The organism is Afifella sp. H1R (genome assembly GCF_021462425.1).
GTDB lineage: Bacteria > Pseudomonadota > Alphaproteobacteria > Rhizobiales > Afifellaceae > Afifella > Afifella aestuarii.
The window spans coordinates 1,634,820-1,659,364 of the sequence record NZ_JAKEDY010000001.1 but is presented as its reverse complement, the minus strand read 5'-3'; the positions used below and the strand labels follow the sequence as shown (position 1 = coordinate 1,659,364).

24 protein-coding genes, 1 tRNA gene and 1 CRISPR repeat array are annotated in these 24,545 nt (G+C 65.0%); of the genes, 19 read left to right on the top strand and 6 right to left on the bottom strand.

Annotation, left to right across the window (positions count from 1 at the left end; genetic code table 11):
- Positions 1-79: 79 nt before the first annotated feature.
- Positions 80-1,631: a CRISPR direct-repeat array (repeat unit 21 nt; unit sequence CGCAGGGGCGTGGATCGAAAC).
- Between the two features lie 113 nt (positions 1,632-1,744).
- Together L0F51_RS07920 and L0F51_RS07915 are read right to left on the bottom strand one after the other, a co-directional pair.
- On the bottom strand, positions 1,745-2,452 hold the full coding sequence (locus L0F51_RS07920) for a trans-aconitate 2-methyltransferase (protein ID WP_234628661.1): 708 nt from the start codon (positions 2,450-2,452) through the stop codon (positions 1,745-1,747).
- Positions 2,453-2,624: 172 nt separating this feature from the next.
- Positions 2,625-3,662 carry a zinc-dependent alcohol dehydrogenase family protein gene (locus L0F51_RS07915; protein WP_234628660.1) on the bottom strand — a complete coding sequence of 346 codons (1,038 nt, stop codon included), beginning with the start codon at positions 3,660-3,662 and terminating at the stop codon, positions 2,625-2,627.
- Between the two features lie 179 nt (positions 3,663-3,841).
- Here L0F51_RS07915 and L0F51_RS07910 point away from each other — a divergent pair, with 179 nt between their 5' ends.
- From L0F51_RS07910 to L0F51_RS07900, 3 genes are all read left to right on the top strand, one after another.
- On the top strand, positions 3,842-4,096 hold the full coding sequence (locus L0F51_RS07910) for a plasmid stabilization protein (protein WP_234628659.1): 255 nt from the start codon (positions 3,842-3,844) through the stop codon (positions 4,094-4,096).
- A complete protein-coding gene (locus L0F51_RS07905) occupies positions 4,093-4,515 on the top strand; it encodes a type II toxin-antitoxin system VapC family toxin (RefSeq protein ID WP_234628658.1) in 423 nt (140 codons plus the stop codon). The genes L0F51_RS07910 and L0F51_RS07905 overlap by 4 nt, the downstream gene beginning before the upstream one ends.
- Positions 4,516-4,577: 62 nt before the next feature.
- Entirely contained in the window at positions 4,578-5,099 is a 522-nt protein-coding gene (locus tag L0F51_RS07900) for a ClbS/DfsB family four-helix bundle protein (RefSeq protein WP_234628657.1), read from the top strand.
- Between the two features lie 354 nt (positions 5,100-5,453).
- On the opposite strand, the gene L0F51_RS07895 is transcribed toward L0F51_RS07900, so the two are convergent.
- Positions 5,454-6,371: an AraC family transcriptional regulator gene (locus L0F51_RS07895; protein WP_234628656.1), complete on the bottom strand. Its 918-nt coding sequence runs from the start codon at positions 6,369-6,371 to the stop codon at positions 5,454-5,456.
- Between the two features lie 98 nt (positions 6,372-6,469).
- On the opposite strand from L0F51_RS07895, the gene L0F51_RS07890 reads away from it, so the two are divergent.
- Together L0F51_RS07890 and L0F51_RS07885 are read left to right on the top strand one after the other, a co-directional pair.
- Positions 6,470-7,444, top strand: a complete 975-nt coding sequence (locus L0F51_RS07890; protein ID WP_234628655.1) for an SDR family NAD(P)-dependent oxidoreductase — start codon at positions 6,470-6,472, stop codon at positions 7,442-7,444.
- A 67-nt stretch (positions 7,445-7,511) separates the two neighbouring features.
- Positions 7,512-8,411, top strand: coding sequence for an SDR family NAD(P)-dependent oxidoreductase (locus tag L0F51_RS07885; RefSeq protein ID WP_234629378.1), 900 nt, complete (start codon positions 7,512-7,514; stop codon positions 8,409-8,411).
- 311 nt (positions 8,412-8,722) lie between these two features.
- On the opposite strand, the gene L0F51_RS07880 is transcribed toward L0F51_RS07885, so the two are convergent.
- Entirely contained in the window at positions 8,723-9,364 is a 642-nt protein-coding gene (locus L0F51_RS07880) for a TetR family transcriptional regulator (RefSeq protein ID WP_234628654.1), read from the bottom strand.
- 28 nt (positions 9,365-9,392) lie between these two features.
- On the opposite strand from L0F51_RS07880, the gene L0F51_RS07875 reads away from it, so the two are divergent.
- A complete protein-coding gene (locus L0F51_RS07875; RefSeq protein ID WP_234628653.1) occupies positions 9,393-10,211 on the top strand; it encodes an SDR family NAD(P)-dependent oxidoreductase in 819 nt (272 codons plus the stop codon).
- Positions 10,212-10,521: 310 nt separating this feature from the next.
- Here the strand turns inward: L0F51_RS07875 and L0F51_RS07870 are convergent.
- Positions 10,522-10,611 (bottom strand) — tRNA-Ser (locus tag L0F51_RS07870).
- A 538-nt stretch (positions 10,612-11,149) separates the two neighbouring features.
- Between L0F51_RS07870 and L0F51_RS07865 the strand changes: the two genes are divergently transcribed.
- The 13 genes from L0F51_RS07865 (at position 11,150) to L0F51_RS07805 (ending at position 22,932) form a co-directional block, all read left to right on the top strand.
- Positions 11,150-11,854 carry a 50S ribosomal protein L21 gene (locus tag L0F51_RS07865; protein WP_234628652.1) on the top strand — a complete coding sequence of 235 codons (705 nt, stop codon included), beginning with the start codon at positions 11,150-11,152 and terminating at the stop codon, positions 11,852-11,854.
- Positions 11,855-11,856: 2 nt separating this feature from the next.
- Entirely contained in the window at positions 11,857-12,126 is a 270-nt protein-coding gene (rpmA, locus tag L0F51_RS07860) for a 50S ribosomal protein L27 (protein ID WP_092810591.1), read from the top strand.
- A gap of 191 nt (positions 12,127-12,317) precedes the next feature.
- Positions 12,318-12,908 (top strand): GNAT family N-acetyltransferase, encoded by a 591-nt coding sequence (locus L0F51_RS07855; protein ID WP_234628651.1) that lies wholly within the window; start codon positions 12,318-12,320, stop codon positions 12,906-12,908.
- Positions 12,905-13,936: a GTPase ObgE gene (obgE, locus tag L0F51_RS07850; protein ID WP_234628650.1), complete on the top strand. Its 1,032-nt coding sequence runs from the start codon at positions 12,905-12,907 to the stop codon at positions 13,934-13,936. Before L0F51_RS07855 ends, obgE begins: the two co-directional genes overlap by 4 nt.
- Positions 13,937-14,032: 96 nt before the next feature.
- Entirely contained in the window at positions 14,033-15,148 is a 1,116-nt protein-coding gene (gene proB, locus L0F51_RS07845; RefSeq protein ID WP_234628649.1) for a glutamate 5-kinase, read from the top strand.
- Positions 15,149-15,221: 73 nt separating this feature from the next.
- The gene (locus L0F51_RS07840) at positions 15,222-16,508 is read left to right on the top strand and encodes a glutamate-5-semialdehyde dehydrogenase (protein WP_234628648.1); all 1,287 of its coding nucleotides are present in this window, start codon (positions 15,222-15,224) and stop codon (positions 16,506-16,508) included.
- Positions 16,509-16,523: 15 nt separating this feature from the next.
- Positions 16,524-17,156 carry a nicotinate-nucleotide adenylyltransferase gene (locus L0F51_RS07835; RefSeq protein ID WP_370642380.1) on the top strand — a complete coding sequence of 211 codons (633 nt, stop codon included), beginning with the start codon at positions 16,524-16,526 and terminating at the stop codon, positions 17,154-17,156.
- A 226-nt stretch (positions 17,157-17,382) separates the two neighbouring features.
- Positions 17,383-17,769 carry a ribosome silencing factor gene (gene rsfS, locus L0F51_RS07830; RefSeq protein WP_092810605.1) on the top strand — a complete coding sequence of 129 codons (387 nt, stop codon included), beginning with the start codon at positions 17,383-17,385 and terminating at the stop codon, positions 17,767-17,769.
- A 19-nt stretch (positions 17,770-17,788) separates the two neighbouring features.
- A complete protein-coding gene (rlmH, locus tag L0F51_RS07825; protein WP_234628647.1) occupies positions 17,789-18,268 on the top strand; it encodes a 23S rRNA (pseudouridine(1915)-N(3))-methyltransferase RlmH in 480 nt (159 codons plus the stop codon).
- 94 nt (positions 18,269-18,362) lie between these two features.
- Complete coding sequence (locus L0F51_RS07820; RefSeq protein ID WP_234628646.1) at positions 18,363-19,814, top strand: peptidoglycan DD-metalloendopeptidase family protein; 1,452 nt, start codon at positions 18,363-18,365, stop codon at positions 19,812-19,814.
- Positions 19,811-21,139: a S41 family peptidase gene (locus tag L0F51_RS07815; RefSeq protein WP_234628645.1), complete on the top strand. Its 1,329-nt coding sequence runs from the start codon at positions 19,811-19,813 to the stop codon at positions 21,137-21,139. The genes L0F51_RS07820 and L0F51_RS07815 overlap by 4 nt, the downstream gene beginning before the upstream one ends.
- Positions 21,140-21,190: 51 nt before the next feature.
- Positions 21,191-22,408, top strand: coding sequence for a divergent polysaccharide deacetylase family protein (locus tag L0F51_RS07810; protein ID WP_234628644.1), 1,218 nt, complete (start codon positions 21,191-21,193; stop codon positions 22,406-22,408).
- Positions 22,405-22,932 (top strand): RNA pyrophosphohydrolase, encoded by a 528-nt coding sequence (locus tag L0F51_RS07805; protein ID WP_234628643.1) that lies wholly within the window; start codon positions 22,405-22,407, stop codon positions 22,930-22,932. The genes L0F51_RS07810 and L0F51_RS07805 overlap by 4 nt, the downstream gene beginning before the upstream one ends.
- Before the next feature lie 110 nt (positions 22,933-23,042).
- Here L0F51_RS07805 and L0F51_RS07800 read toward each other — a convergent pair whose 3' ends face one another.
- Positions 23,043-24,494: a M48 family metalloprotease gene (locus tag L0F51_RS07800; protein ID WP_234628642.1), complete on the bottom strand. Its 1,452-nt coding sequence runs from the start codon at positions 24,492-24,494 to the stop codon at positions 23,043-23,045.
- Positions 24,495-24,545 lie beyond the last annotated feature (51 nt).

Genomic DNA, 24,545 nt, shown 5'->3' with positions numbered 1-24,545 from the left:
CCGTGCCGGAAGCCGGCCACGCCGTTTCGCGCAGACGGCGCCATTTCCTCTGCCGTTTCGCTGGCTTATCGTGGGGACCGTCGCCCCTCGCGCAGGGGCGTGGATCGAAACTCATGATCGGTCTCGGCACGCGCCCTGATCTCCTGTCGCCCCTCGCGCAGGGGCGTGGATCGAAACTGCAGGATGCGGCCGAAGAGCAGCTCCTCGATCGTCGCCCCTCGCGCAGGGGCGTGGATCGAAACTGCTTCGTCGCGCTGGTGTTCGCGGCGCCGGGGCGGTCGCCCCTCGCGCAGGGGCGTGGATCGAAACTTTCGACGAAAGGGCCAAACCCCCTTGGCATTGTGTCGCCCCTCACGCAGGGGCGTGGATCGAAACGATCCCGAAATGCAAAAGCACGCCCTGCGACCCGGTCGCCCCTCACGCAGGGGCGTGGATCGAAACACGAAGGCCTTGTAAGCATCTGCCGCATTGACCGTCGCCCCTCACGCAGGGGCGTGGATCGAAACGGCGACAAGCAGGTGCTGGATTTCCTGCGCCCGGGTCGCCCCTCACGCAGGGGCGTGGATCGAAACCGCCATATCCCCACCGGCCAGCCAGCCCCGAATGTCGCCCCTCACGCAGGGGCGTGGATCGAAACGTTCGCGGGCACAATCACTGATGTCACAATCGGGGTCGCCCCTCACGCAGGGGCGTGGATCGAAACTCGATGTCCTCGAAAGCCGGATTGTAGGAGCGCGTCGCCCCTCACGCAGGGGCGTGGATCGAAACAGCAAGCAAAAAATTCGCAACGCGTTTCGCCGCGCGTCGCCCCTCACGCAGGGGCGTGGATCGAAACCAATATTGCCGGCCGGTTCGGCGGCGATGGATTGTCGCCCCTCACGCAGGGGCGTGGATCGAAACCACGCGTTGGTAAGCGGCGTGCCGGGGTGCGTCGGTCGCCCCTCACGCAGGGGCGTGGATCGAAACATCGTGTCGAACACGCAGGAAGTCGTCGACAAGGCCGGCAAGTCGCCCCTCGCGCAGGGGCGTGGATCGAAACGAAAACCTGACCGCCGGGCTGTCTGGCTATGAGGTCGCCCCTCACGCAGGGGCGTGGATCGAAACCCGCGCGCCTCTTCGGCTTTGCGTCGACCCCGCGCAGTCGCCCCTCACGCAGGGGCGTGGATCGAAACCTGGCCGCGGCGGTCGACCGGACAAACAAGCGCGGTCGCCCCTCACGCAGGGGCGTGGATCGAAACTATCTGTATGGCATTCTTATGCCTGAGGAAGGCAGTCGCCGCTCACGCAGGGGCGTGGATCGAAACCACATCGCCTGTCCCGAATGCGGGCACTCGTTTTGGTCGCCCCTGCGCAGGGGCGTGGATCGAAACGCGAATGAGCGCGCGCACCGCCTCGGCCGTCTCGTCGCCCCTCGCGCAGGGGCGTGGATCGAAACAAGGGCGGCTATCGCGCGTTTCTGCGCCACCGCGTCGCCCCTCGCGCAGGGGCGTGGATCGAAACCGGATGAACTCGAACTCTTTGACCGTCAGACCGGTCGCCCCTCACGCAGGGGCGTGGATCGAAACATGGCACAGGCCAAGACAATCGACCGGGCGGCGCGTCGCCCCTCGCGTAGGGGCGTGGATCGAAACGCCTGAGCCATCGAGGTGCCGTCATCGGACGTCATGTCGTCCTTCGTTGGCGCGCTGGCACAAGCGGTTCGGCCGCTGCGGGCTTTCGTGGCGCCGGGGCGCTTTGCTTGGCCTCAGGCGGCGACCGCTTGAAAGACGTCGCGTCCGGATTGGGGGACGATCGCCATTTCTCCGAAGCCCGCTTTGGCGAGAAGCCGCAGCCAGGTGTCGCGCGGAAAAATGCCCATGACGATCCGGTCCTCGACCACCCGGCGGCTGCCATCGGCCTCGCGCAGAAGATAGACGAGGTCGCTTTCGTAGGTGGTTCCGACGATCGCGGGCTGCGTCCATTCCAGATACCGCATGCCGCGCTTTGGCCCGTCCGTGCCGCCCATGGAGGTGGAGGGCGCGAAGCATTCGACGGTCCAGTCCGGGCAGAAAAGAGCTCTGCCGCCGTCATTCAGATGGGCGCGGGCCGTGCGCAGCGTCGCCATGAGATCGCTCTCGCGCGTCATATGGCTGATCGCGTCGAAGACGAGCACGGCGTCGAAGCGCTCATCAAGGCGCAGATCGCGCATGTCGCCCACGAGATGACGGCATTCCGGGTTGAGGCGGCGGCTCTCTTCCAGCATGCGCGGCGAGAGATCGACCAGCGTCATGTCGAACCAGGCTTTCAGATGCGACGCCAGATGGCCGCCGCCCGCGCCGAGTTCGAGAAGGCGGGGCCGGTGCGTGCCGGCGTTCGGGGCGAGCAGGCGCGCAACGGGGCCGGCCTCGGCCGCGTAGTCCTCCGGCGGCGACATCAACGGCCACCAATCGGCAAGCTCGTCGTAGAGTTTCATGCCTCTGGTGTCGCCGATCCGTCCCCAGCTGGGAAGATGCGCATTTTGGCGCGGCCGCCAGGGTTCTGCGCTTGACCCCAATCCGCGGGACCGACGCGCAAGGAGATCCGCATGGGCAGGCGCCGCGGAACCTTGTCGCCAGGCCGGACCGACGAACGACGTTCGGCCCGTCTCAGAAGCGGGTGATGACGGTGGCGCCGACGGACTGGAATTTGTCCATGGCCATGAGGGCCTCGGGGGCCTCGGCAAGGCTGATCTGATCGCCCACCAGGCGGGCGGGATCGAGCTTGCCGCTCGCCACCATGTCGAGCATGGCGCCATAGCGGTGCGCCTGCATCCCGTGAGAGCCGATGAGCTCGATCTCCTGGCCGACGATCTTGGGCATGGGGACGGCGGGGGCGGCGTGCTCGCCGAGCATCAGCCCGACCTGAATGTGTCTGCCCCGGGGCCTGAGGCCGAGGATGGAGTTCGTCATGGTCACCGGATGGCCGAGCGCATCGAGGGAGACATGCGCGCCGCCCCTGGTGATCTCTCGGATCGCGGCGGGGACATCGGCCTCCTGGCCGTTGATGACGGCGACGGCGCCGAGGTCTTTCGCGAGGTCGAGTTTTGCCGCATCGAGATCGACGCCGATGACGTTCGCCCCGGCCGCCGAGGCGATCATGACGGCCGAGAGGCCGACACCGCCGCAGCCATGCACGGCCACCCACTGGCCGGCGCGCACCTTGCCCTGATCGATCACCGCCCGGAAGGAGGTGGCAAAGCGGCAGCCGAGGCTCGCCGCGGTCGCAAACGCCATGCCTTCGGGCAGCGCGACGAGGTTCAGATCGGCCTGATGGATGGCGACATATTCCGCAAACGAGCCCCAATGGGTGAAGCCCGGCTGCTCCTGATTGAGACAGACCTGCTGTTGGCCCGCGGCGCATTCCGGACAGCTGCCGCAGCCGCAGATGAAGGGCACGGTGACCTTGTCGCCCACCTTCCAGCGGGTGACATCCCGGCCGACGGCCGCAACGACGCCGGCGAGCTCGTGACCTGGAACATGCGGCAGTTCGATGTCGCTGTCATGCCCCATCCAGCCATGCCAGTCGCTTCGGCAGACGCCGGTCGCCGCGACCTTCAGCACGACCCCATGCATCTCCGGGCTCGGGTCATCCACCGTGACCAGCCGGGGCGCTTCTTGAAATTTTTCGAACAGGACGGCTTTCATCGCAGGGGTCTCTCCGTTTCGCCGAGAGCTTTAGGGGCAAATCGAAGAGGTGAGAATGCCTTTGCCGATCTCGTGGGTCCGCTCACGACCCGCCGCCCGATAACGGCCACGCCTTGTCGGACGATGTCACCTAATCTATTTTGATATCATTGCCATCACTGGGTCGGAGATGCCATCAGATGCCTGCGGTGACCATTCGCAATCTTTCGGACGAGACCCATCGCGCCCTCAAGGTGCGCGCGGCGCAGCATGGCCGCAGCACCGAAGCCGAAATGCGTGACATTCTGGAAGCGGCCGTGCGTCCCGCCGAGCGCCTGCGCCTCGGCTCTGCCCTGTCGGCGTTGAGCCGCGAGGCCGGGCTGACGAATGCCGATTTCGAGGCGCTGGAACAGGCCCGCGACAAGACGGCCGCCACGCCGATGAGCTTTGAATGATCGTTCTGGATACGAACGTCGTCTCCGAGGCGATGAAGCCGGAGCCGGACCCTGCCGTGCGCGACTGGCTGGACGAACAAGTGGCCGAAACCCTCTACATCTCCAGCGTGAGCGTGGCGGAACTCCTGTTCGGCATCGGCGCGCTGCCGGATGGGCGGCGCAAGCAGACACTCGCAGCGATGGTCGACGCGATGCTGCCGCTGTTTGAAGGCCGAATCCTCGCCTTCGACACCGATGCCGCCCGTCATTATGCCGATCTCGCCGTTGCTGCCCGCAAGGCCGGCAAGGGCTTTCCAACGCCGGACGGCTATATCGCTGCGATTGCAACCGCCCATGGTTTCACGGTCGCGACACGCGACGCCAGCGCCTTCAAGGCGGCAGGCGTTCCGGTGATCGACCCCTGGACGGCCCGGCGCTGAGAAGGCCGAAGCCGAAAGCAGACCGTCGCAGCTTTCGGGATCTGGCAACAAGGCAGGAACGTATGGCTGTTCCCACGAACAAAGACGAATTGCTCAAAGCGATAGATTTAAACTTTGATAAGCTTATCAAGGACCTCCGCGGCGTTCCGGGGTCGCTGGTCGATGAATGCAGTTTGGAAGGCCATGCGAGAGGAACGCAAATGAGCGTTGCCGACCTCGTTGCCTATCTGGTCGGATGGAATGAGCTGGTCTTGAAATGGCTTGACCGGGACGCGGCCGGCGAGCCGGTCGATTTCCCAGAAACGGGCTTCAAGTGGAACGAGCTGGGCCGTCTCGCTCAGAAGTTCTATCGTGATTATGAGGGCGTCCCCTATCCCCAGCTTATCGAGCGTTTGGCAGAGGCCAAGGCCCGGATCGTAGCGTTGATCGAAGCCCGTAATAACGACGACCTATACGGTCACCCGTGGTATGAGAAATGGACGATGGGGCGCATGATTCAATTCAATACGGCATCGCCTTACGCCAATGCACGCGGGCGGCTGCGGACGTGGCTGAAAACGAAAAACGTATCGCGCCAATCTTGAAACCGGCATCAGATCATGGCGCGTTGGCGCCGTGCGGCTTCAATCCCTGACACAGGGGTGTCAGCGGCCGTTTTGCGGTAGGGGCCGCCCGGCCAAACGGGAGAAATCCGGGGCGTCGGTCCCGGTCAATGCGTGCAATGAAACCAATGCACTAGCGTCGTCCAGTGGCAGATCGGTCGTAAATTCAAGATCACCTCTGACACTTGCGGGCAGCTAAGTGCGGACATCGAAATGCACGCAATCAGCGGGACATGGCGGGACATGCGGGATAGCGATGAGAACCATGTCTACTCCATAGCCCTCTATCCGTATTCCAAAAACCGCCCGAGAGCCGACGATGCGCGGTTTGAGGCATCACGCCCATTTGCGCCGAAAGGCGCTGGGGGTCTGGCCGACGCTACGAAGGAAAGCGTGGCTAAATGCCCCGGCGGACCCATAGCCGGTCCGGTCGGCAACCTCTTCGAGCGTCAGCCTCTCGTGGATGAGCGCCGCTTTCGCCAGAGCCATGCGCCAGCTCGTCAGATAGGTCATCGGCGTCATTCCCATCCGGTTGTGGAACGCGGGCGAGAAGGCCGAACGCGACATGCCAGCGACGCCAGCCAGCTTCGAGACCGTCCAGGGCGCGCGGACATCATCGTGTAAGGCACGCAAAGCGGCCGAGAGCGAGCGGTCGCGCAAGGCCGCAAGAAGCCCCGAAGCGGATGGGATATGGTCGATGAGCGTGGGTCTGCGCAGCGCTTCCAGCACCAAGACCTCGACGAGCCGCTGAAGGATGAGCGTCCGACCCGGGCGATCGCCCCGTGCCTCGTCCGCGATGTCCTGCATCAGACGGCCGAAGCGATCCGCACCCGTCTGGTCGGACTGGATATGGATCGCACGCGGGAGGAGAGCGGTGAACAGATCGGCATTGACCCGGTCGACCGTGCAATAGCCGCCGACGAGACGCGTCGCCGTGGCGTCCTTCGTCCCCAACCGAATGATGGGCCCGGCGGCCTGCTTGTAGGCGGCATCGCCCAGCACCGTCTCGGAATCGGGTGCGCTGGAAAACGCGAATGTCCCGGCAGCCGGCTGCAGGAGAAAGTCACCCTCCCGAAATGGCATCGGCGTCTCATCGCCGAGCTTCAGCCAGCAGGCGCCCTCGGCCACCACAACGAAGTTGGTGACGCCGAAGCCGGGAAAGCGAATGCCCCACCGCCCGGCGCCATGAATTTCCGTCATCAGCACGGCCTGCGGCTGAAGCAGTGTCACAATTTGGGTCAGCGGATCGGTCATGGACGATCAATACGATACTATGGCTTCTCGCGCATTCAATCTCATTCCTCCGTCCGTCATTCATTGGTGAGCGATGAAACAACCCGCAGGAGAATGAGATGGCCAAGGATCTTAACGAGCACTCTACAGCGGACGGCGTTCTGGAAGGCGTGGATCTCAGGGGCAAGCATGTGTTCGTGACCGGCGCGGTCTCAGGTCTTGGAGCCGAGACGGCACGCGCGCTCGTCGCGCGCGGTGCGTCGGTTATCGGCACGGCACGGGAGGCAAGGATCCACGCCGAAACCGTTGCTGAAATCCGGGAAGCAGCGGCTTTCGGTGGGAGCTTCGAGGTCGTGGCGCTCGAACTCGATGATCTCGCGTCTGTGCGCAAGGCGGCTGATGCCCTCGTCGAGCGGGGCGAGCGGTTCGACCTTGTCGTCGCCAATGCCGGTGTCATGGCGACACCGTTCGGGCGCACAAAGGACGGATTCGAGCTTCAGTTCGGCGTCAACGTCGTTGGCCATTTCGTTTTGATTCAGCGCCTCACCCCCCTGATGCGCGAGGGTGCCCGTCTGATCGTCTTGTCCTCGAACAGCCATCGGTTCGCCGATGCCGATTTGGATGACCCGAACTTCGAGCACACAGAATACGAACCGTGGTTCTCCTACAGCCGCGCCAAGACCGGGAACGCGCTGCTCGCGCTTGCATTCGATCTGAAGAACCGCGATCGCGGCATTCGCGCTGCAAGTGTCCATCCCGGGCTCATCCAAACCGGCATCGGTCGACATCTCGATCCGGCAGAGACACAGGCAACGATGAAGACTGTCACGGAAGAGCGCGAGAAGGCCGGCAAGCCGCCTTTCGAAGGCAAGACCATCGCGCAGGGTGCGGCAACGACCGTCTGGGCCGGGGTCGTTGCCGACCCGGATGTCATCGGCGGTCGCTACTGCGAGGATTGCCGCGTAGCTGATACGCTTAGCGACGACGAAGAGGCAGATCTTCTCGAAGGCGGGGTGCGGCCCTATGCGCTCGATCCCGACCACGCGCTTGCCTATTGGGAGATGCTGGAACGCCTCGCCAGCGAGCGTGACTGATGCGTTCCACGGCGCGACCAGAGCATCATGCGTCCAACGCATCGGCGAGACGCGAAGGCCTGACGTGATGGAATCGGTCATGCCCAAACAACAGATCATCTTCATTACTGGATCGACCGATGGCCTGGGCCGCCGGGTTGCCGAGCGGCTGACGACGTCGGGCGTCCATATTGTCCTGCAGGGTCGCGACGTCGATCGCGGGCAGGCCGTGGCCGCATCGATAGCGAAGGGCGGCGGCAGCGCCAGTTTCCATCGTGCCGATTATGCGTCGCTTTCCGATGTGGTTGCGCTCGCCGACGCCGTCACGCGGACGCATGCGCATCTGGATGCGCTGGTCAATAATGCAGGCATCGCCGACTTTCACGGTCCCCGCAGGGAAAGCCGCGACGGGATCGAACTGAACTTCGCCGTCAACTACCTCGCGCCATTCCTGCTGACACATCTGCTGAAACCGATCCTTGGCGTCGAGCGACCGTCCCGGATCATCAACGTTGCCGCTGCGGGACAGATGCCGATCGACTTCGACAACGTCATGCTGGAGCGCAACTATGACGGACGCAGAGCCTGCGCTCAGAGTAAGCTCGCCAACATCATGCATGCCTTCGATCTGGCACGGGAACGCGATCCGGCCAGGGTCACAGCCAACGCCCTGCATCCGGCCACATTCATGGACACAGGCATGGTGCGCGCGACGGGAATTAGGCCTGTGAATTCGGTCGAGACCGGTGCCGATGCGATCCTGGCCCTCCTGATGCGGCCGGATCTGGCGGGAACGTCCGGCCTCTACTTCGACGGACAGCAGGACGCGCGAGCCAACCCGCAAGCTTATGACACCGACGCCCGCCGGCGGCTTCGGACCCTGAGCATTGGACTGATAGAAAAGGCGCTCGGCTCTTCGCTGAACGAGATTGCAAGACCTCAGAACCCGAGATCGCAGAACCAAGGGAGCGCGCGCGATTCTGGCTGACCGCCGCATTCACATTCGCGGTCGCTTCTTTCCGCCTGTCTCGGCGGAGGAACGGCAGGCGATCGGAGGGTCTGCGCCAGAACTTCGGGCATCTCGCACCAGACGAACTGCGCTGAAACGGCCGCGCCCTACAGCACACGCCGAAGGTTAGACACAGGGGGGTTGGCCGGTCATCGGCGACGATCGGCGGCACATAGGCTGTTTTCGGTGGCAATCAGCGGGAAATGGCGGGACATGCGGGATAGCGATGAGAACTATGTCTACTCAATAACCCTCTGTAGCCGCACAAAAGGGTAGTCGCCCCTCAACGCCTATACCAGGTCCAGGCGATCGAAGCTCAGATTGATACAGGTAGCGAGCGATGATCCGCCCTCGCCGGTCCTCCAGTCGTCTAAGGCCAGCCGGACTGCGCCCATGGCGACCATTGCGGCGGTTCGTAAGACACCTGTCTTCTCCAAGTCGGGCCACAGCTCTGCCATGGCATCCGCCAGCGCCTTTTCCATTTCGACGAACAGAGCCGCCTTTCGCAGCCGAAGAGCTTCGGTCGACCGCAAGAGCCGGTCGGCGGCTATGGCGTCCGGCCCCTCGTATTGAGGCGCCAGTTCCAGAATGCATTTCCGAATGGCCATCAACGGCGGTTGTCCTGGCGACTGGCGAAGCATTGCGGGCCGCAATGCCTTGGCGAAGTCACCACCTTCATGTGCAAGAAGCACATCTTCCTTGGACTCGAAATAGTAGAAGAACGTCCTGCGCGAGATGCCCGCTGCCTCGGCGATCTCGTCCAAGGTCGTCGCGTCAAAGCCTTTTTCGATGAAAAGCCGCAATCCGACTTTTGCGATGCGCTTCAGTGTCTCACGGCGCTTTACCGCGCGCTTGCCATCCGATGGGCCGACGTCTGGGAATTCGTCTGCTGCGCTTGTCAATTTACACCGAGTGTAATAAATATTTTGCACTGAGTGTGACTTTACAGGAGAGAATGCAATGTCTCAAGACCGGGTTTGGTTCATCACGGGAGCGTCGCGGGGTTTCGGACGCATCTGGACCGAGGCCGCGCTCAAGCGCGGCGAGAGGGTGGCGGCGACAGTACGAGACCCGAGCAGCATGAAAGATCTCGCTTCGGCCTATCCGGACACGTTGCTGGTCCTGACGCTCGACGTCACCGACCGAAAGGCCGTGTTTGAAGCGGTTGGCCGGGCTCACGATCATTTCGGTCGACTGGATGTCGTCATATGCAATGCAGGCTACGCCTATATGGGGGCGGTTGAAGAACTGGATTTCGCAGCAGCGAAGGCGAACTTCGAGACCAATGTCTTCGGCACGCTTTCCGTCATCCAAGCCGTGCTGCCCCTGCTTCGGGCGCAGGGGAACGGCCATATTATTACATTGTCCAGCATTGGCGGCGTGGTCGGCTTTCCTACCGGCGGAAGCTATGTCGCTAGCAAGTTCGCGGTTGAAGCCTTCACCGAGGCGCTGGCCGGTGAAGTTGGAAGTTTTGGTATCAAGGTGACGATGCTTGAACCTGGCAGCTATGCAACCAGCTTTCGCTCATCGACGACCGCAGCGCCCGCCATGGTGGAATACGATACGCTGCGCCAGTCCATGCGCGCCGGTTTCAAGCCCGAAGACACGGGTAATCCGCTGGCGACGGCCGACGTGATCGCCCGTCTTGTTGATACTCCGGAACCGCCGCTTCGCCTGGTGCTCGGTTCAACCACGATCCCGGTCTTCCGATCCGCTTACGAACAACGGCTGAAGGATTGGGATGAATGGACGGAACTTTCCAACGCCGCCCAGGGATAGCGCAATTTGTTTGCAAGGCCGCGATCACGTCTGTCAATCAGCCGATGGCTGCGGCAGCGCAGATGGCAAGCACGAACATTGTGCTTGGGGCGCGCAGCAACCTTGCATTTCCCGACACTGGAAGCAATTGGCCCCTGTCAGCTGGAAGTAAGAAATTGGCAGGGCATACGGGACCCAGGGCAATCGGAGGTAATTGGCGGAGAGCTGGGGAGAGATTTCAAACTCGACGCCTCAGGCCGCGACTGCGGCCCGCCCTTTCGGCCGCCCCATCGGAGCCGTGAGCGAAGCAAACCGGCGTGAGATCAAAAAATGGCGGAGGGGCAGGGATTCGAACCCTGGGTACGCTCACGCGCACAACGGTTTTCGAGACCGCCCCGTTCGACCGCTCCGGCACCCCTCCGCGGGCGCTGAAATTCGAGGCGCCGCGTATCTACGCATGCATGATGCGTCTGACAAGGGTGTCGGAAAGATTTCCTGGAAAAGTGCAAGCCTGTCGCAAGATCGGCCGTTTTCGTGACAGCGTTTCGGACCGGCCGGGCCGCTTCGGGGCGTTCCTAAGGGGTGTTTGATGGGGCGCCCAGAGCGGTGCTCCCGAAGAGACGCTTCGGTGCTCAATGGGGAGCGTCCGGCGCGTCCGGCAGCAGGGAGGTCGGAAGGCTTGCCGAAGGGTGCGCTCACAGGGAGCGCCGAGCGAGGATGTTTCGCGGGGCTCCGAAGGAGGAGCCTCGGGGGGGGATACGCAAGGGCGCAGCGAGGGCTGTCTTCAGGTGCCGGCGGCCTTGACTTTCGGGGCTCGCTGCTCTTTATGCGGCTGAAATCGGCGTGGGCTCTGCCCGGCGCCGTTTTGCTTTGGCCGCAAGCGGCCCCATATCAACCGGTTCAGACTGAACAAAAAGCCGATCCGGCGGGCCACCGCCAGGACGGGAATTGAGGACGAAATGTTCGCAGTCATCAAAACCGGCGGCAAGCAATATCGCGTTGCCGCCGATACGCTTCTGGAAGTCGAAAAGCTCGCAGGCGAAGCCGGCGACACGGTCACCTTCGGAGAGGTGCTCATGATCGGCGGCGAGGGTGATCCGAAGATCGGTTCGCCGTTTGTCGGCGGCGCCGCCGTCACCGCGGAAATCGTGGAGCATACGCGCGGCCGCAAGGTCATCATCTTCAAGAAGCGCCGGCGGCAGAATTCGCGCCGCAAGAACGGCCATCGCCAGGATTACACGCTCATCCGCGTGACCGACATCCTGACCGACGGCAAGAAGCCTTCGAAGGCGAAGAAGGCGGCGCCGAAGGACGAGGCGAAGCCGGCCGAGACGAAGGCGGACGCCCCGGCGGAGACGAAGGCCGAGACGAAAGCGGCCGAAAAGGCGGAAGCCAAGAAGCCTGCCAAGGACGCCGAGACGGACGGTGCCGTCTTCGAGGCGCCGGCGGGCGAGCCGGACGACCTGAAGAAGCTGAGCGGCGTCGGCCCGGCCATGGAAAAGAAGCTGAATGCGGCCGGCGTCACGCGCTACGACCAGATCGCCGGCTTTTCGAAGGACGACCTTCAGAAGCTGGACGAGGCTCTGAAGCTCAAGGGCAAGGCCGAAAACGAGGATTGGGTCGCGCAGGCCAAGACCCTCGCTGACGAATCGAAGGAGAAGTAACCATGGCGCACAAAAAAGCAGGCGGCTCTTCGAGAAACGGCCGCGATACCGCTGGCCGGCGCCTCGGCGTCAAGAAGTTCGGCGGCGAAGCGGTCGTCTCCGGCAACATCATCGTTCGCCAGCGCGGCACGCAGTGGCATCCGGGCCAGAATGTCGGGCTTGGCAAGGACCACACGATCTTCGCGCTGACCGACGGACGCGTGGAATTCCACAAGGGCCTCAAGGGGCGCACCTATATTTCGGTGCTGCCGCCGGTGGAGGCTGCCGAATAGCTGCGTTGCGACGCGGCCTCCCGCCGATCCAGCGCAAGTGATGAAGGGGAAGCGGGCGACCGCTTCCCCTTTTCGATTCGGGCCCCTTTTCGATTCGGGGTCCCGTTGTCGCGGATCGTCCGTGCCTGGCGCTGCCGGGCAGGGGGTGCCCGCCGGCCTTTGCCGAAATCTCAGAAGAGGCCGCAAGGTTTTTGGCCCGCAAGGTTTACGAGACGATGCACTTACCGCTCAGCGATTTGACCACCGAACGGCTCGTTTTGACGCCGAAGCGCTCGCGGCATGTCGCGACGCTCGAGCGCTTCAAGAACGATCGGGAGGTGGCGCGCATGCTGGCGATGCCGGCCTGGCCGTTCGTGCAGCGCTCCGACCAGGTGGAGCAGGACGAAGGTTTTCATCATCTCACGATGCTCTGGGGGAAGCAGATCGTCGGCGAGGTGACGGTGAAGCGCGCCGGATCGGGCACGCCGCCGCGCAAGATGCCGCGTCTCGGCTATTTCGTCGGCCGCCCGTTCTGGGGGCGCGGCTATGCGACGGAAGCGCTGGCGGCGACAGTCGCGGCGATTTTCGATCGACCCGGCTTCGGCGGCGATGCGCCGGCCGAGCGTGTGGGCGCCGGCGTCTTCGTCGACAACCCCGCCTCGCGCCGGGTCCTGGAAAAGCTCGGCTTTACGAAGGCGGGCGGCTATTCCCTCTATTGCCGGGCCCGCGACAGTGACGTCGATGTCGACGACATGCAGGTGACCCGGTCCGAATTTGCGGCCGTTGGAGGCAGAACGCCATGAAGTTTCTCGACCAGGCGAAGGTCTATCTGCGCTCCGGCGACGGCGGTTCGGGATCCGTCTCGTTCCGGCGCGAAAAGTTCATCGAATTCGGCGGGCCGGACGGCGGCGACGGCGGACGCGGTGGCGATGTGTGGCTGGAGGCGGTCGACGGGCTCAACACGCTCATCGACTATCGCTACCAGCAGCATTTCAAGGCGGAGCGCGGCGGCCACGGCATGGGCCGCAACCGCACCGGTGCCGGCGGCAAGGACGTGGTCTTGAAGGTGCCGGTCGGCACGCAGGTCTTTGCCGAAGACAACGAGACGATTCTCGCCGACCTCGACCATGTCGGCGAGCGGGTGAAGCTTCTCCATGGCGGCAATGGCGGCTTCGGCAACATCCATTTCAAGAGCTCCATCAACCAGGCGCCGCGGCGTGCCAATCCCGGCCAGGAAGGCCAGGAGATGTGGGTGTGGCTGCGCCTGAAGCTGATTGCCGATATCGGGCTCGTCGGTCTGCCGAACGCCGGCAAGTCGACGTTTCTCGCCCGCGTTTCGGCGGCAAAGCCGAAGATCGCCGATTATCCCTTCACGACGCTGCACCCCAATCTCGGCGTCGTGCGCCACAAGGGCGGCGAATTCGTGCTCGCGGACATTCCGGGCCTGATCGAAGGCGCGCATGACGGGGCGGGGATCGGCGACCGGTTCTTAGGCCATATCGAACGCTGCCGGGCGCTTCTGCATCTCGTCGATGCCTCGGGCGATCCGGCGGCCGCTTATCGCACCGTGCGCGAGGAACTCAACGCCTATGGTCACGGTCTTGCCGAAAAGCCGGTCATTGTCGCGCTGTCGCGCGTCGACCTTCTCGACGACGATGCGCGGGACGTGGCGATTTCGGAGATTGTCGACGCGTCGGGGAAGGAGCCGTTCCTGGTGTCTGCCGGGACGGGCGAAGGCGTCTCGGAGGTTCTCGACGCCTGCCTTGCGGCGCTGCCGCGCGGCGGCAAGAAGGAGGCGGAGGAGGACGGCGAATGGACGCCGCTCTCATGAGGCGCGTTCTTTGATGAGACGGGTTTTGCCCGGCGCGGAAGCGTGGGCAAGCGTCGGCGGGGCCGGTTGTGGTGCCGGGAGCCGGGCGAGGGGGCAATGAGAAAACTATCGGGTTACAGGCGCATCGTCGTCAAAGTGGGCTCCGCCCTTCTGGTGGAGCGCGGCGGCGGCGTGCGCCGCGACTGGCTCGGTTCGCTGGCCGCCGATCTCGCGGCTTTGCGCCAGGAGGGGGCGGAATGCCTCGTCGTCTCGTCCGGGGCGATCGCGCTCGGGCGGGGGCGGCTTTCCCTCAACGGCCGGCGCTTCAAGCTGGAAGAAGCGCAGGCTGCCGCGGCCGTCGGCCAGATCGCGCTCGCAAAGGCCTGGGCGGAGGAGCTGCAGACGCGCGAGATTCACGCTGCGCAGGTGCTCCTGACGTTGGGCGACACCGAAGAGCGGCGGCGCTATCTCAATGCGCGCGCCACTTTGACGACGCTTCTCGGCATGGGCGTCGTGCCGGTCGTCAACGAAAACGACACGGTCGCGACGACCGAAATTCGCTACGGCGACAACGACCGGCTGGCGGCGCGCGTCGCGGCGATGGTCGGAGCCGATCTTCTGGTGCTCTTGTCGGATGTGGACGGGCTTTATTCGGCCCCTCCGGCGCAGGATGCCAATGCCCGTCTCATTCCCGAGGTGACGGCGATCACGCCCGAGATCGAGGCGATGGCAGGCGACGCCGGCTCGGATTTGTCGCGCGGTGGCATGCGCACCAAGGTCGAGGCGGCGAAGATCGCGGTCGCGGCCGGCGCCGCCATGGTGATTGGCTCCGGCCATCACCTCAATCCGCTGACGCGCATCGACAGCGGGGCGCCCGTCACCTGGTTCCGGCCGCAGACGACGCCCGCCACGGCGCGAAAAGCGTGGATTGCCGGGCATCTGGAGCCGAAGGGCTCGCTCAGCCTCGATGCGGGGGCGGTGAAGGCACTCAGGGCCGGGCGGTCGCTGCTGCCGCCGGGCGTCAGCGGTTTTTCCGGTCATTTCGCCCGTGGCGATACGGTGCTTCTCGTCGATCCTGAGGGGATCGAGATCGGCCGCGGCATCGTCGGTTACGATGCCGACGAGGCGGCGCAGATCATCGGGCACCAATCGAAGGAGATCTCCGAAATTCTCGGCTATGTGCGGCGCTCGGCGATCGTCCATCACGACGATCTCGTGCTCCGAGAGACGTGAGCGGTAAACCTTGCTCCTCTTGCGCCTGGCGCGCTAACAGCACTTGTTCCCCTCCAAAAACGTGGAGACGAAGATGGTTTTCGCAGCCCTGCGACAGAACAACGACGCCGCTGCCTTGATGGCTGAGATGGGCATTCGTGCCCGTGCGGCTTCGCGACCGCTGGGGCTTGCGACGACGGACGAGAAGAATACGGCGCTTCGTGCGATGGCGGATGCCGTACGCGGACGGGCCGACGAAATTCTGGAGGCCAATGCGCGCGATATGCAGCGCGGCGAGGCGGACGGGCTCGCGCCGGCGATGCTGGACCGACTGAAGCTCGATGCGGCGCGCATCGAGGCGATCGCGAGGAGCCTTGAAGAGGTGGCGTCGCTGCCCGATCCGATCGGCGACGTGATCGCCTCCTGGGAGCGGCCGAACGGGCTCAAGATTTCGCGCGTGCGCACGCCGCTCGGCGTCATCGGCGTGATCTATGAAAGCCGCCCGAACGTGACCGCCGATGCGGGCGCACTCTGCCTCAAGGCGGGCAATGCCGTCATCTTGCGCGGGGGCTCGGATTCGCTCGAGAGTTCTTCGGCGATCCATGCCTGCCTCAGCGAGGGGCTGCGCGTCGCCGGATTGCCGGAGGATGCGATCCAGCTCGTGCCGCTGCGCGACCGTGCGGCCGTCGGCGAAATGCTCGCAGGCCTCGCCGGCAATCTCGACGTCATCGTGCCGCGCGGCGGGCGCAGCCTGGTGGAACGGGTGCAGAAGGAGGCGCGCGTGCCGGTCTTCGCGCATCTGGAAGGCGTCTGCCACGTCTATGTGCATGAGGCGGCCGACCTGCAGATGGCGGTGGACGTGACCGTCAATTCCAAGCTCCGGCGCACGGGTATTTGCGGGGCGGCGGAGACGCTGCTCGTCGACCAGGCCGTTGCCAAGACGCATCTCGAGCCGATCCTGTCGGCGCTTTCAATGGGCGGCTGCGAGATCCGCGGCGACGAGAGCGTGCGGGCGCTCTTCCCGCAGGCCCATGCGGCGAGCGAGGAGGACTGGCCGAAGGAGTATCTCGACAAGATCATCGCCGTGAAGGTGGTGGACGGCGTCGAAGCGGCGAGCGAGCACATCGCCCGCTACGGGTCCGGGCATACGGAGACGATCATCACGCAGGATGAGGCGGCCGCCCGCCGTTTCATGGCGCTCGTCGATTCCGCCATCGTGCTGCACAACGCCTCCACCCAATTCGCCGATGGCGGCGAATTCGGCATGGGGGCGGAGATCGGCATCGCGACGGGGCGGATGCATGCGCGCGGGCCCGTCGGCGTGGAGCAGCTGACGAGCTTCAAATACTGCGTTTATGGCAGCGGCCAGACACGGCCCTAGGCGCGAGGCGCAACGATCTCCCGTTCGATCCATATCGCCCGCGACAGCCGGATTTACGAGGGCCTCCCGCCGCATGGGCGGGGGCAGCGGATCGGGCTTTATGGCGGCTCGTTCAATCCGCCGCATATCGGGCACCGGCAGGTGGCGCTGCGGGCGCTGCGGCTTTTGCAGCTCGATCAGGTGTGGTGGCTGGTGACGCCGGGCAATCCCTTGAAGGCGCCGCATGGCTTAAAGCCGCTGCGGGAGCGCCTGGAAGCGACGGCGCGGATTGCGAGCCATCCGCGCTTCAAGGTGACGGCGATCGAAAACCGCTGGCACATCCGCTTCACGGCCGATCTCGTGACGCGACTTGCGGTGCGCGAGCCGGCGACGCGCTTCGTCTGGATCATGGGCGGCGACAATCTCCAGAACTTTCACCTGTGGGAAAGCTGGCAGGAGATCGCTGCGAGCGTTCCGATCGCCATCGTCCCGCGGCCGGGGTCTTTGAGTGCGCCGCTGGCCGCGCCGGCAGCGCGGGCGCTTGCGCCTTATCGCCAGGGCAACGAATCAGCGGCCTGCCTCGCCGACCTGAGAGCGCCCGCCTTCGTCGTCCTGCCCGGTCCGCGCACGCCGGTTTCGTCGACGGCGCTGCGGGCCGCGAGCGGCTGACTTGCGCTAAGGCTATGCCGGAAAGCGCGATTTTTCGCGTCACATCGTCCATGACAGGCCTCTTCCGGAGAGATTGGACTTGAAACCGTCATGGTGTCGTTTCTATCTTTAAGGGGTGACACAACGTCACCGTAGGCATGTGGCTTACTTTGGCCCGGCCTATTCACGGCAGGAAGGAAAGAGGATCTTACTCCTGACTACTAGCCAGAGCGAGGCGAGCATTCCGATGTTTGCGCCTCACGCGTCTCATGCCGGCGCCAACCTTATAGCGGCGGATGAGCTGAAAACCGTCCTCTCGAGCCTGGATGATGCGAAGGCCGAGGATGTTGTGACCATCGACATCGCCGGGAAATCCGCGCTGGGGGATCACATGGTGGTCGCCTCGGGGCGCTCGCATCGCCATGTCGGCGCCATCGCCGAAAGGGTGATCAGCGAGCTCAAGGGCCTCGGCCATAACATTCCCCGCGTCGAAGGGCTGCCCCATTGCGACTGGGTGCTGATCGACACCGGGGACGTGATCGTCCATGTCTTCCGTCCGGAAGTGCGCGAGTTCTACAATCTGGAAAAGATGTGGTCGGCGGAGCCCTATGCGGAGCGCCGCGTCCAGGGCTGAGTAGGCCGGGTTAGACGCGTTGCAGATCCTTGTTCTCGCGGTCGGCCGGATGAAGGCCGGACCGGAAGCCGAGCTTGCGGCCCGCTATCTCGAGCGGGTCGGCAAAGCCGGCCGGTCGGTCGGCATCAGCGGGATCAGCGTGCGCGAAATTGCCGAATCCTCCGCCTCGAGGGCAGACGACCGCAAGGCGGAGGAAGCTGCGAGCCTCAAAAAGCTTGCGGCCGGATACCCGATCGTCGCGCTCGACGAGACGGGCCGCAATCTCTCATCGGAAGATTTCGCCGGGCTCATCGGTGGCGAGGCGGAAAAGGGCGTTTCCGGCCTTTGTCTCGTGATCGGCGGACCGGACGGGCTCGATGCAGGCCTGCGCGAGGAGGCGATCGCGGCCATCGCCTTCGGGCGGATGACATGGCCGCACAAGCTCGCGCGTGCCATGCTCGCCGAGCAGGTCTACCGGGCCGTCACCATCTTGAGCGGGCATCCTTATCACCGGGCGTGAGGGGTCACCGTGCATGAGAGGCCACCGGGCATGAGAGGCCGGGGCGTGTGAAAGACGCCTGCGAGAACGCACTTGACCGGACGGGCGTGCGTGGGTGTCTCTCCAAAAGGCGTGGCGCAAGGCCTTGATCGACTGGCATCGTGAGACGGTGACGAATCACTCTCCGACATATCGGGCGCGGATCCTGAGGAACGGCATTCGGGCGGCGGTGCTCGTCTGCGCCGGGCTGCCGCTCGCGTTCGGGCCGAGTTTCGCCACCGAGACGGAGCTGCCGGACGAGGCGGCGGTCGCGGACGAAGGTGTGACGGAGGGGGGCATGTCCCTGTCCGCCGAAGCCAGACGCCGGGCACGGGCGGCCGAGCTCGAAGCGGTGCGGCGCTCGATCGAAGTCTCCAAAAAACGCCAGGAAGCGCTCCGCCGCGAGATCGAGACGGTGGAAGCCGATCGGGCGAAGCTCAGCAGCGAGCTGATTGCGACGGCGCAACGGCTGCGCCGGGCGGAAAACAGCATCCAGGAGACCGAGGTCCGGCTCGACCGGCTGCAGGCCAACGAGGACGGGGTGCGGCAGTCGCTGGAAGCGCGGCGCGAAGTTCTGGGCGAAGTGCTTGCGGCCTTGCAGCGCATGGGCGGCACGCCGCCGCCGCCGATCCTGTCGCGGCCGGAGGATGCCTTGAAGGCGATCCGCGGATCGATCCTCGCCGGTGCCGTTCTGCCGGATATTCGCGTGGAGGCGGAGGCGCTCGCCGCCGATCTTGCCGAGCTCACGCAGCTCAAGGCGCGGATCGAAGAAGAGCACGAGGATCTGAAGAAGCAGTACGCCACGCTCGGCGAGGAACAGACGCGCATCAATCTGTTGATCGAATCGAAGAAAGAGCAGCGCCAAAGAACCGAGGCCGCACTCACCGACGAACAGAAGAAAGCGGCCGCGCTCGCCGAAGATGCGAGCGGGCTCGAAGACCTGATCGGCTCGCTGGAGAAAGAGGTCGAGGCCGCGGCGCGGGCCGCCGAAGAGGCGCGACGGGCCGAGGAGGCCGCCCGCAACAAGACGCCCGAAGAGGCGGCGCGCGATCTCCAGGATACGGCGCGCATGGCGCCGGCCGTGGAGTTCGACAAGGCGCGCGGGATTTTGCCGCTGCCGGCGGCGGGCCCGATCCTGACGCATTTCGGCGAAAGGGACGAATTCGGGGCGCATGCCGGCGGGATTTCGATCGCCACACGCCCGGATGCGCGTGTTGTCTCACCCGCCGATGGCTGGGTCGTCTATGCGGGCCCCTTCCGCAGCTACGGGCAGGTCTTGATCCTGAACGTCGGGAGCGGATATCATGTTGTTCTGGCTGGGCTTGAGCACATAGATGTGGCACTTGGCCAGTTCGTGCTGGCTGGGGAGCCGGTCGCGGTTATGGGCGCGGAGCGGCTTGCAAGCCTAAGTGATATTGACCACACTTCCGCCCAGCCCGTTCTATATGTCGAGTTTCGCAAGGATGGACGGTCGATCGACCCGGATCCGTGGTGGGACCGGCGCGAGCAAAAAGAGGTTCGAGGATGATGCGTAAGATGGGCCTGCTGGCCGCAGGAGCGGTCGTTGGCGCGGTGGCCATGGGCGCTGTCGTGCAAGTCGGGCAGACCGGTTCGGCGACGGCCGCTTCCTCTGAAACCTACCGCCAACTCAACCTTTTCGGCGACGTCTTCGAACGGGTGCGCAGCGATTATGTCGAAGAGCCTTCGGAGAAGGATCTGATCGAATCGGCGATCGACGGCATGCTGACCTCGCTCGATCCGCATTCGAGCTATCTCGATCCGAAGAGCTTCCGCGACATGCAGGTGCAGACGCGCGGCGAATTCGGCGGGCTCGGCATCGAGGTGACGCAGGAGAACGACCTCATCAAGGTCGTGACGCCGATCGAAGATACGCCGGCCGACAAAGCGGGTGTGCGCGCCGGCGACGTGATCACGCATCTCGACGGCGAGCCGATCGCCGGTCTGTCGCTGCGTGAGGCCGTCGATCAGATGCGCGGTCCGGTGAATTCCCCGATCACGCTCACGGTCCGCCGCGAGGGCGTCGACAAGCCGCTCGAGATCAAGATCATCCGCGACATCATTCAGGTGCGCTCGGTCCGCGACCGTGCCGAGGACGATGTCGGTTATATCCGCATCACGCAGTTCAACGAGCAGACCGCCGACGGCCTCAACGACGCCTTCAGCGAGCTGAAGAAGGAAATCGGCAAGGACAAGCTCAAGGGCTACATCCTCGATCTGCGCAACAATCCGGGCGGGCTTCTCGACCAGGCGATCGCCGTCTCCGACGATTTCCTCGACAAGGGCGAGATCGTTTCGACGCGCGGCCGCAAGGAAGACGACGTGCAGCGCGCGACGGCGCGGGCCGGCGACAAGGCCGACGGCAAGCCGGTCATCGTCCTCGTCAACGGCGCTTCCGCTTCGGCTTCGGAGATCGTGGCCGGTGCGCTGCAGGACCACCGCCGCGCGACGATCGTCGGCACGCGCTCCTTCGGCAAAGGCTCGGTGCAGACGATCATTCCGCTCGGCCGCAACGGTGCCATCCGGCTGACGACGGCGCGCTACTACACGCCTTCGGGCCGCTCGATCCAGGCGAAGGGTATCGAGCCGGACATTGAGGTCGTGCAGGAGCTGCCGGAAGAGCTGAAGGGCAGCGAGGAAGCGACGGGCGAGGCCAATCTGCGCGGCCATCTGTCGAGCGAGGACGGCGAGGAGGAGAAGGTCTCCGCCGCGTCGGCCTATGTCCCGGCGGACGCCAAGGACGACAAGCAGCTGCAATATGCGCTCGATCTTCTGCGCGGCATCCAGGTCAACAACCGGTTTCCGGCAGACCCGTCACAGGGTATACCTAACTGACGAATCAGCGGGGCATTTCGCCCCGCTGCATGAGCCAGCCGACGGGAATCGATGGCGGCCGATGAGCTCAATGCACCTTTGAAACGCCCGGCGCGGCCGGTCCGAAAAGGACGGCTGCGCTGGCTTTTCTATGTTCCGCTCGTTCTCGCCGGGATGGTGTTCGTCACCGCCTTGATGTGGACGGCGCTCGTCGATGATCCCGATGGCGGGCGTGCCGTCGCGGTCGCCGAAGTGAAAGGCGCAGGACCCGAGACGACGGGCAGCATCGACAAGACTTCCGTCGCGAATGCGCGCCGCCAGGCGCTTGCGGCGCCCGGCTGGGAGATGGAGGCGGGCGTGAACGCCCCGTCCAATATGGGCTCGCTCTTTCCCGCCTCCGCGGAACCGGAGACGGCGTCTTCTTCCGAGCCGCAAACGGATTTCGAGCGCATGCAGGCGGCCTTGCAGCAGGCGCCGTCGAGCACCGCCTTCTTCGCCGGCGCGCCGCTTCCGGAATTGCAGGAAAGCTCCGCCTACGGGCCGCTGCCGCGCATCGGCGACGATGGCACGCTGCCGCGCGAAGCCTATGCGCGCCCGGCCTATCTGGCGCCCGACCAGCCGCATATCGCCATCGTTGTCGGCGGGCTCGGCATCAGCCAGACGGGCACGCAGCGCGCCATCCGGGCCCTGCCGAGCGACGTCACCTTCGCCTTCGCCGCAACCGGATCGAGCCTCAATCGCTGGGCCGGCGATGCGCGCGCCGACGGCCATGAAATCCTGCTGCAGGCGCCGATGGAGCCTTTCGGCTATCCGAGCACCGATCCGGGCGAGCACACGCTCCTCGTCAGTGCGAAAAGCGGGGCGAATGCCGACAGTCTGGCGTGGATTTTGAGCCGGGCCGGTGGCTATACCGGCATCATGAATTATCTCGGCGGCCGGTTCACGGCCGAGGCGGATGCGATGCGGCCGCTTCTCGCCAATCTCGGCGAGCGCGGTCTTCTTTATGTCGACGACGGCAGCTCGGATCTGAGCGTTGCGGCCCGGCTCGGCCCGTCGCTCGGCACGCCCGTCGTGGTGGCCGACCGGATCATCGACGAGCAAAGGCAGCCGGCCCTGATTGCAAAGGCGCTCGACGATCTGGAGGCGATCGCGCGGCAGAAGGGGCGGGCCGTCGGCGTTGCCTCGGCCTTCCCGTCGACGGTGTCCGCGCTGGCGGAATGGATCCCCGAGGCGGAGGCGCGCGGGATCGCGTTCGTGCCGGTGAGCGCTCTGGCGCAGCAAGAGGAATGAACGAAAAAATGTTGCATGAAACCGGCTTTGCGGAGCCGCTCGAGGGTTATCGTCCGTGCGTGGGCCTGGCCGTGTTCAATGCCGACGGACTCGTCTTCGTCGGACGCAGGACCGGCGGCGAGGAGAGCGTTTCGTCCGGCTATGCCTGGCAGATGCCGCAAGGGGGCATGGACCCTGGAGAGACGCCGCTGGAGGCGGCCAAGCGCGAGCTCTACGAGGAGACGGCGATGCGCTCCGTGTCGCTTCTCGCCGAATCTCCGGTCTGGTGGCACTACGATCTGCCGGAAGAACTCTGCCGCTCCGCCTGGAAGGGGCGCTACCGCGGTCAGACGCAGAAATGGTTCGCCTTCCGCTTCGAGGGGGACGAAAGCGAGATCGATGTCGGTCCGCGCGACGGCCACAAGGCCGAATTCCTGAAATGGCGCTGGGAGCGGCTGCAGCGGACGCCGGAATTGATCGTGCCGTTCAAGCGCGACGTCTATGAGCGGGTCGCCTCAGCCTTTGCTGCTTTCGCCGCGGCCTGATCCCTGCAGCCGTCCGGGCTGGACGGCGTTCCCCGAACGATTGCTGGCTTGAAGCACGGGACGAAGCTGCCGGGAGACCGGGAGCGGCGCCCGTGCCGCAATCCGGCGCCTCAGTCCGAGATGACCTTGACCATGCGGCCAGCGCCGAGGGGCTCGTCGTCGGAGAGGCCGTTCAGGATGCGGAACAGCTCTTCGCTTCTTTCAACGCCCTTCATGCGGGTGGCGAGGCTCTGCACCGTGTCGCCCGGATTGGTGATGACGAGATCGATCCTGAGCGGGCGCAGGCGCGCGACCTCAGCCGGGTCGAGCCGGTGGAAGCTTGCGAGCGTCTGCGACAAGGCCGCGTCGATGTCGCCGGAACCGCCGCGCTGGGCAAAGATGAAGCGATAGATGGACCTGCCGAGCCGGATCGCGCCGATGCGGAACTGCCAGTCGCCCGCGACGGCCGTGGCGACGGCGGCGGGAAGACCGTTGACGGTGCGCGGCTCGATCGATCCTTCTTCCAGACCGTTGATCCAGCCGGAGGCGAGATAGGATTCAGGGCTCTGGTTTTCAGTGGCCTTCACGCCGTCGAAGCGCATCGCCGTATCGCGGCCTGCGGCGGCGAGAACCGCCTCGCGGGTGTTTTCCAGGCGATATTGCGGCGGCACCTTGAAGCCGATCGCGAGGCGCGGATGCAGGAATTCGCGGCCGCGCACGAAGCCTTCCGAGGGATCGTCGCCGTAGACGAGGCCGTCGATCGCCTTGAGATAGGGAATGCGGCCCTGTTCGCCGACACCCGGCGCCCCGAACTGACGGGCCGCCTTGACGACGAGCGCGCGGCGTTCAAGCGCCGCCGGATGCGACGACAGGAAGTTCTGCGCATCGTCCTTCTCGCCGCTCGCCGAGCGGAAGGCCGCATAGCGCTGCAATTTGTCGAGGAAGCGGGAGGCCGCGAAGGGGTCGTAACCGGCGCGGCCGGCGATCTGCACGCCGGCTCTGTCGGCCTCGGCCTCCTGATCGCGGGAGAAGCTCGCAAGCGTCATGCGCGAATTGAGACGCGCGGACTGCCCGGCCTTGGAATCGGAGAGGACGTCGGTTGCGACGCGTTCCACGAGTTCGCTCGTCTGAGCCTTCTGGGCGCGCGCAATGGCGTGCTTCAGGATGACATGCGCCATTTCGTGCGACAGGACGGCGGCAACCTCGGCGCGGTCGTCGGCAAGCGCGAGCAGGCCGCGGGTGACGTAGACATAGCCGCCGGGCAGCGCGAAGGCATTGGCGACGGGCGAGTTCAGAATGGTGACGCGATAGCTGCGGCCGGGCTCGTCGGAGGCTTCGACGAGGCGTTTGACGATCTGCTCGGTCTCGCGCTGCACGTCGGGATCGCTGTAGACGCCGCCATACTGGGCGAGGACGCGCTGATGCTCACGCGCGCCGATGGCGCTCTCGGCCGGCGACACCGTCGGACCCGGCTGAGGCAGAGCGGCGACCGGCTCGACACGGCCGAGCTGGCTCGGAGACGGTCCCAATTGGCAACCGCCGAGCAAGGCGACGACGAACAGAGAGAGCAACGACCTGCGCATACCAACGCCCATGCGCGTCTTTCGGTCGCAAATCAAGCTCTTGAACATCAG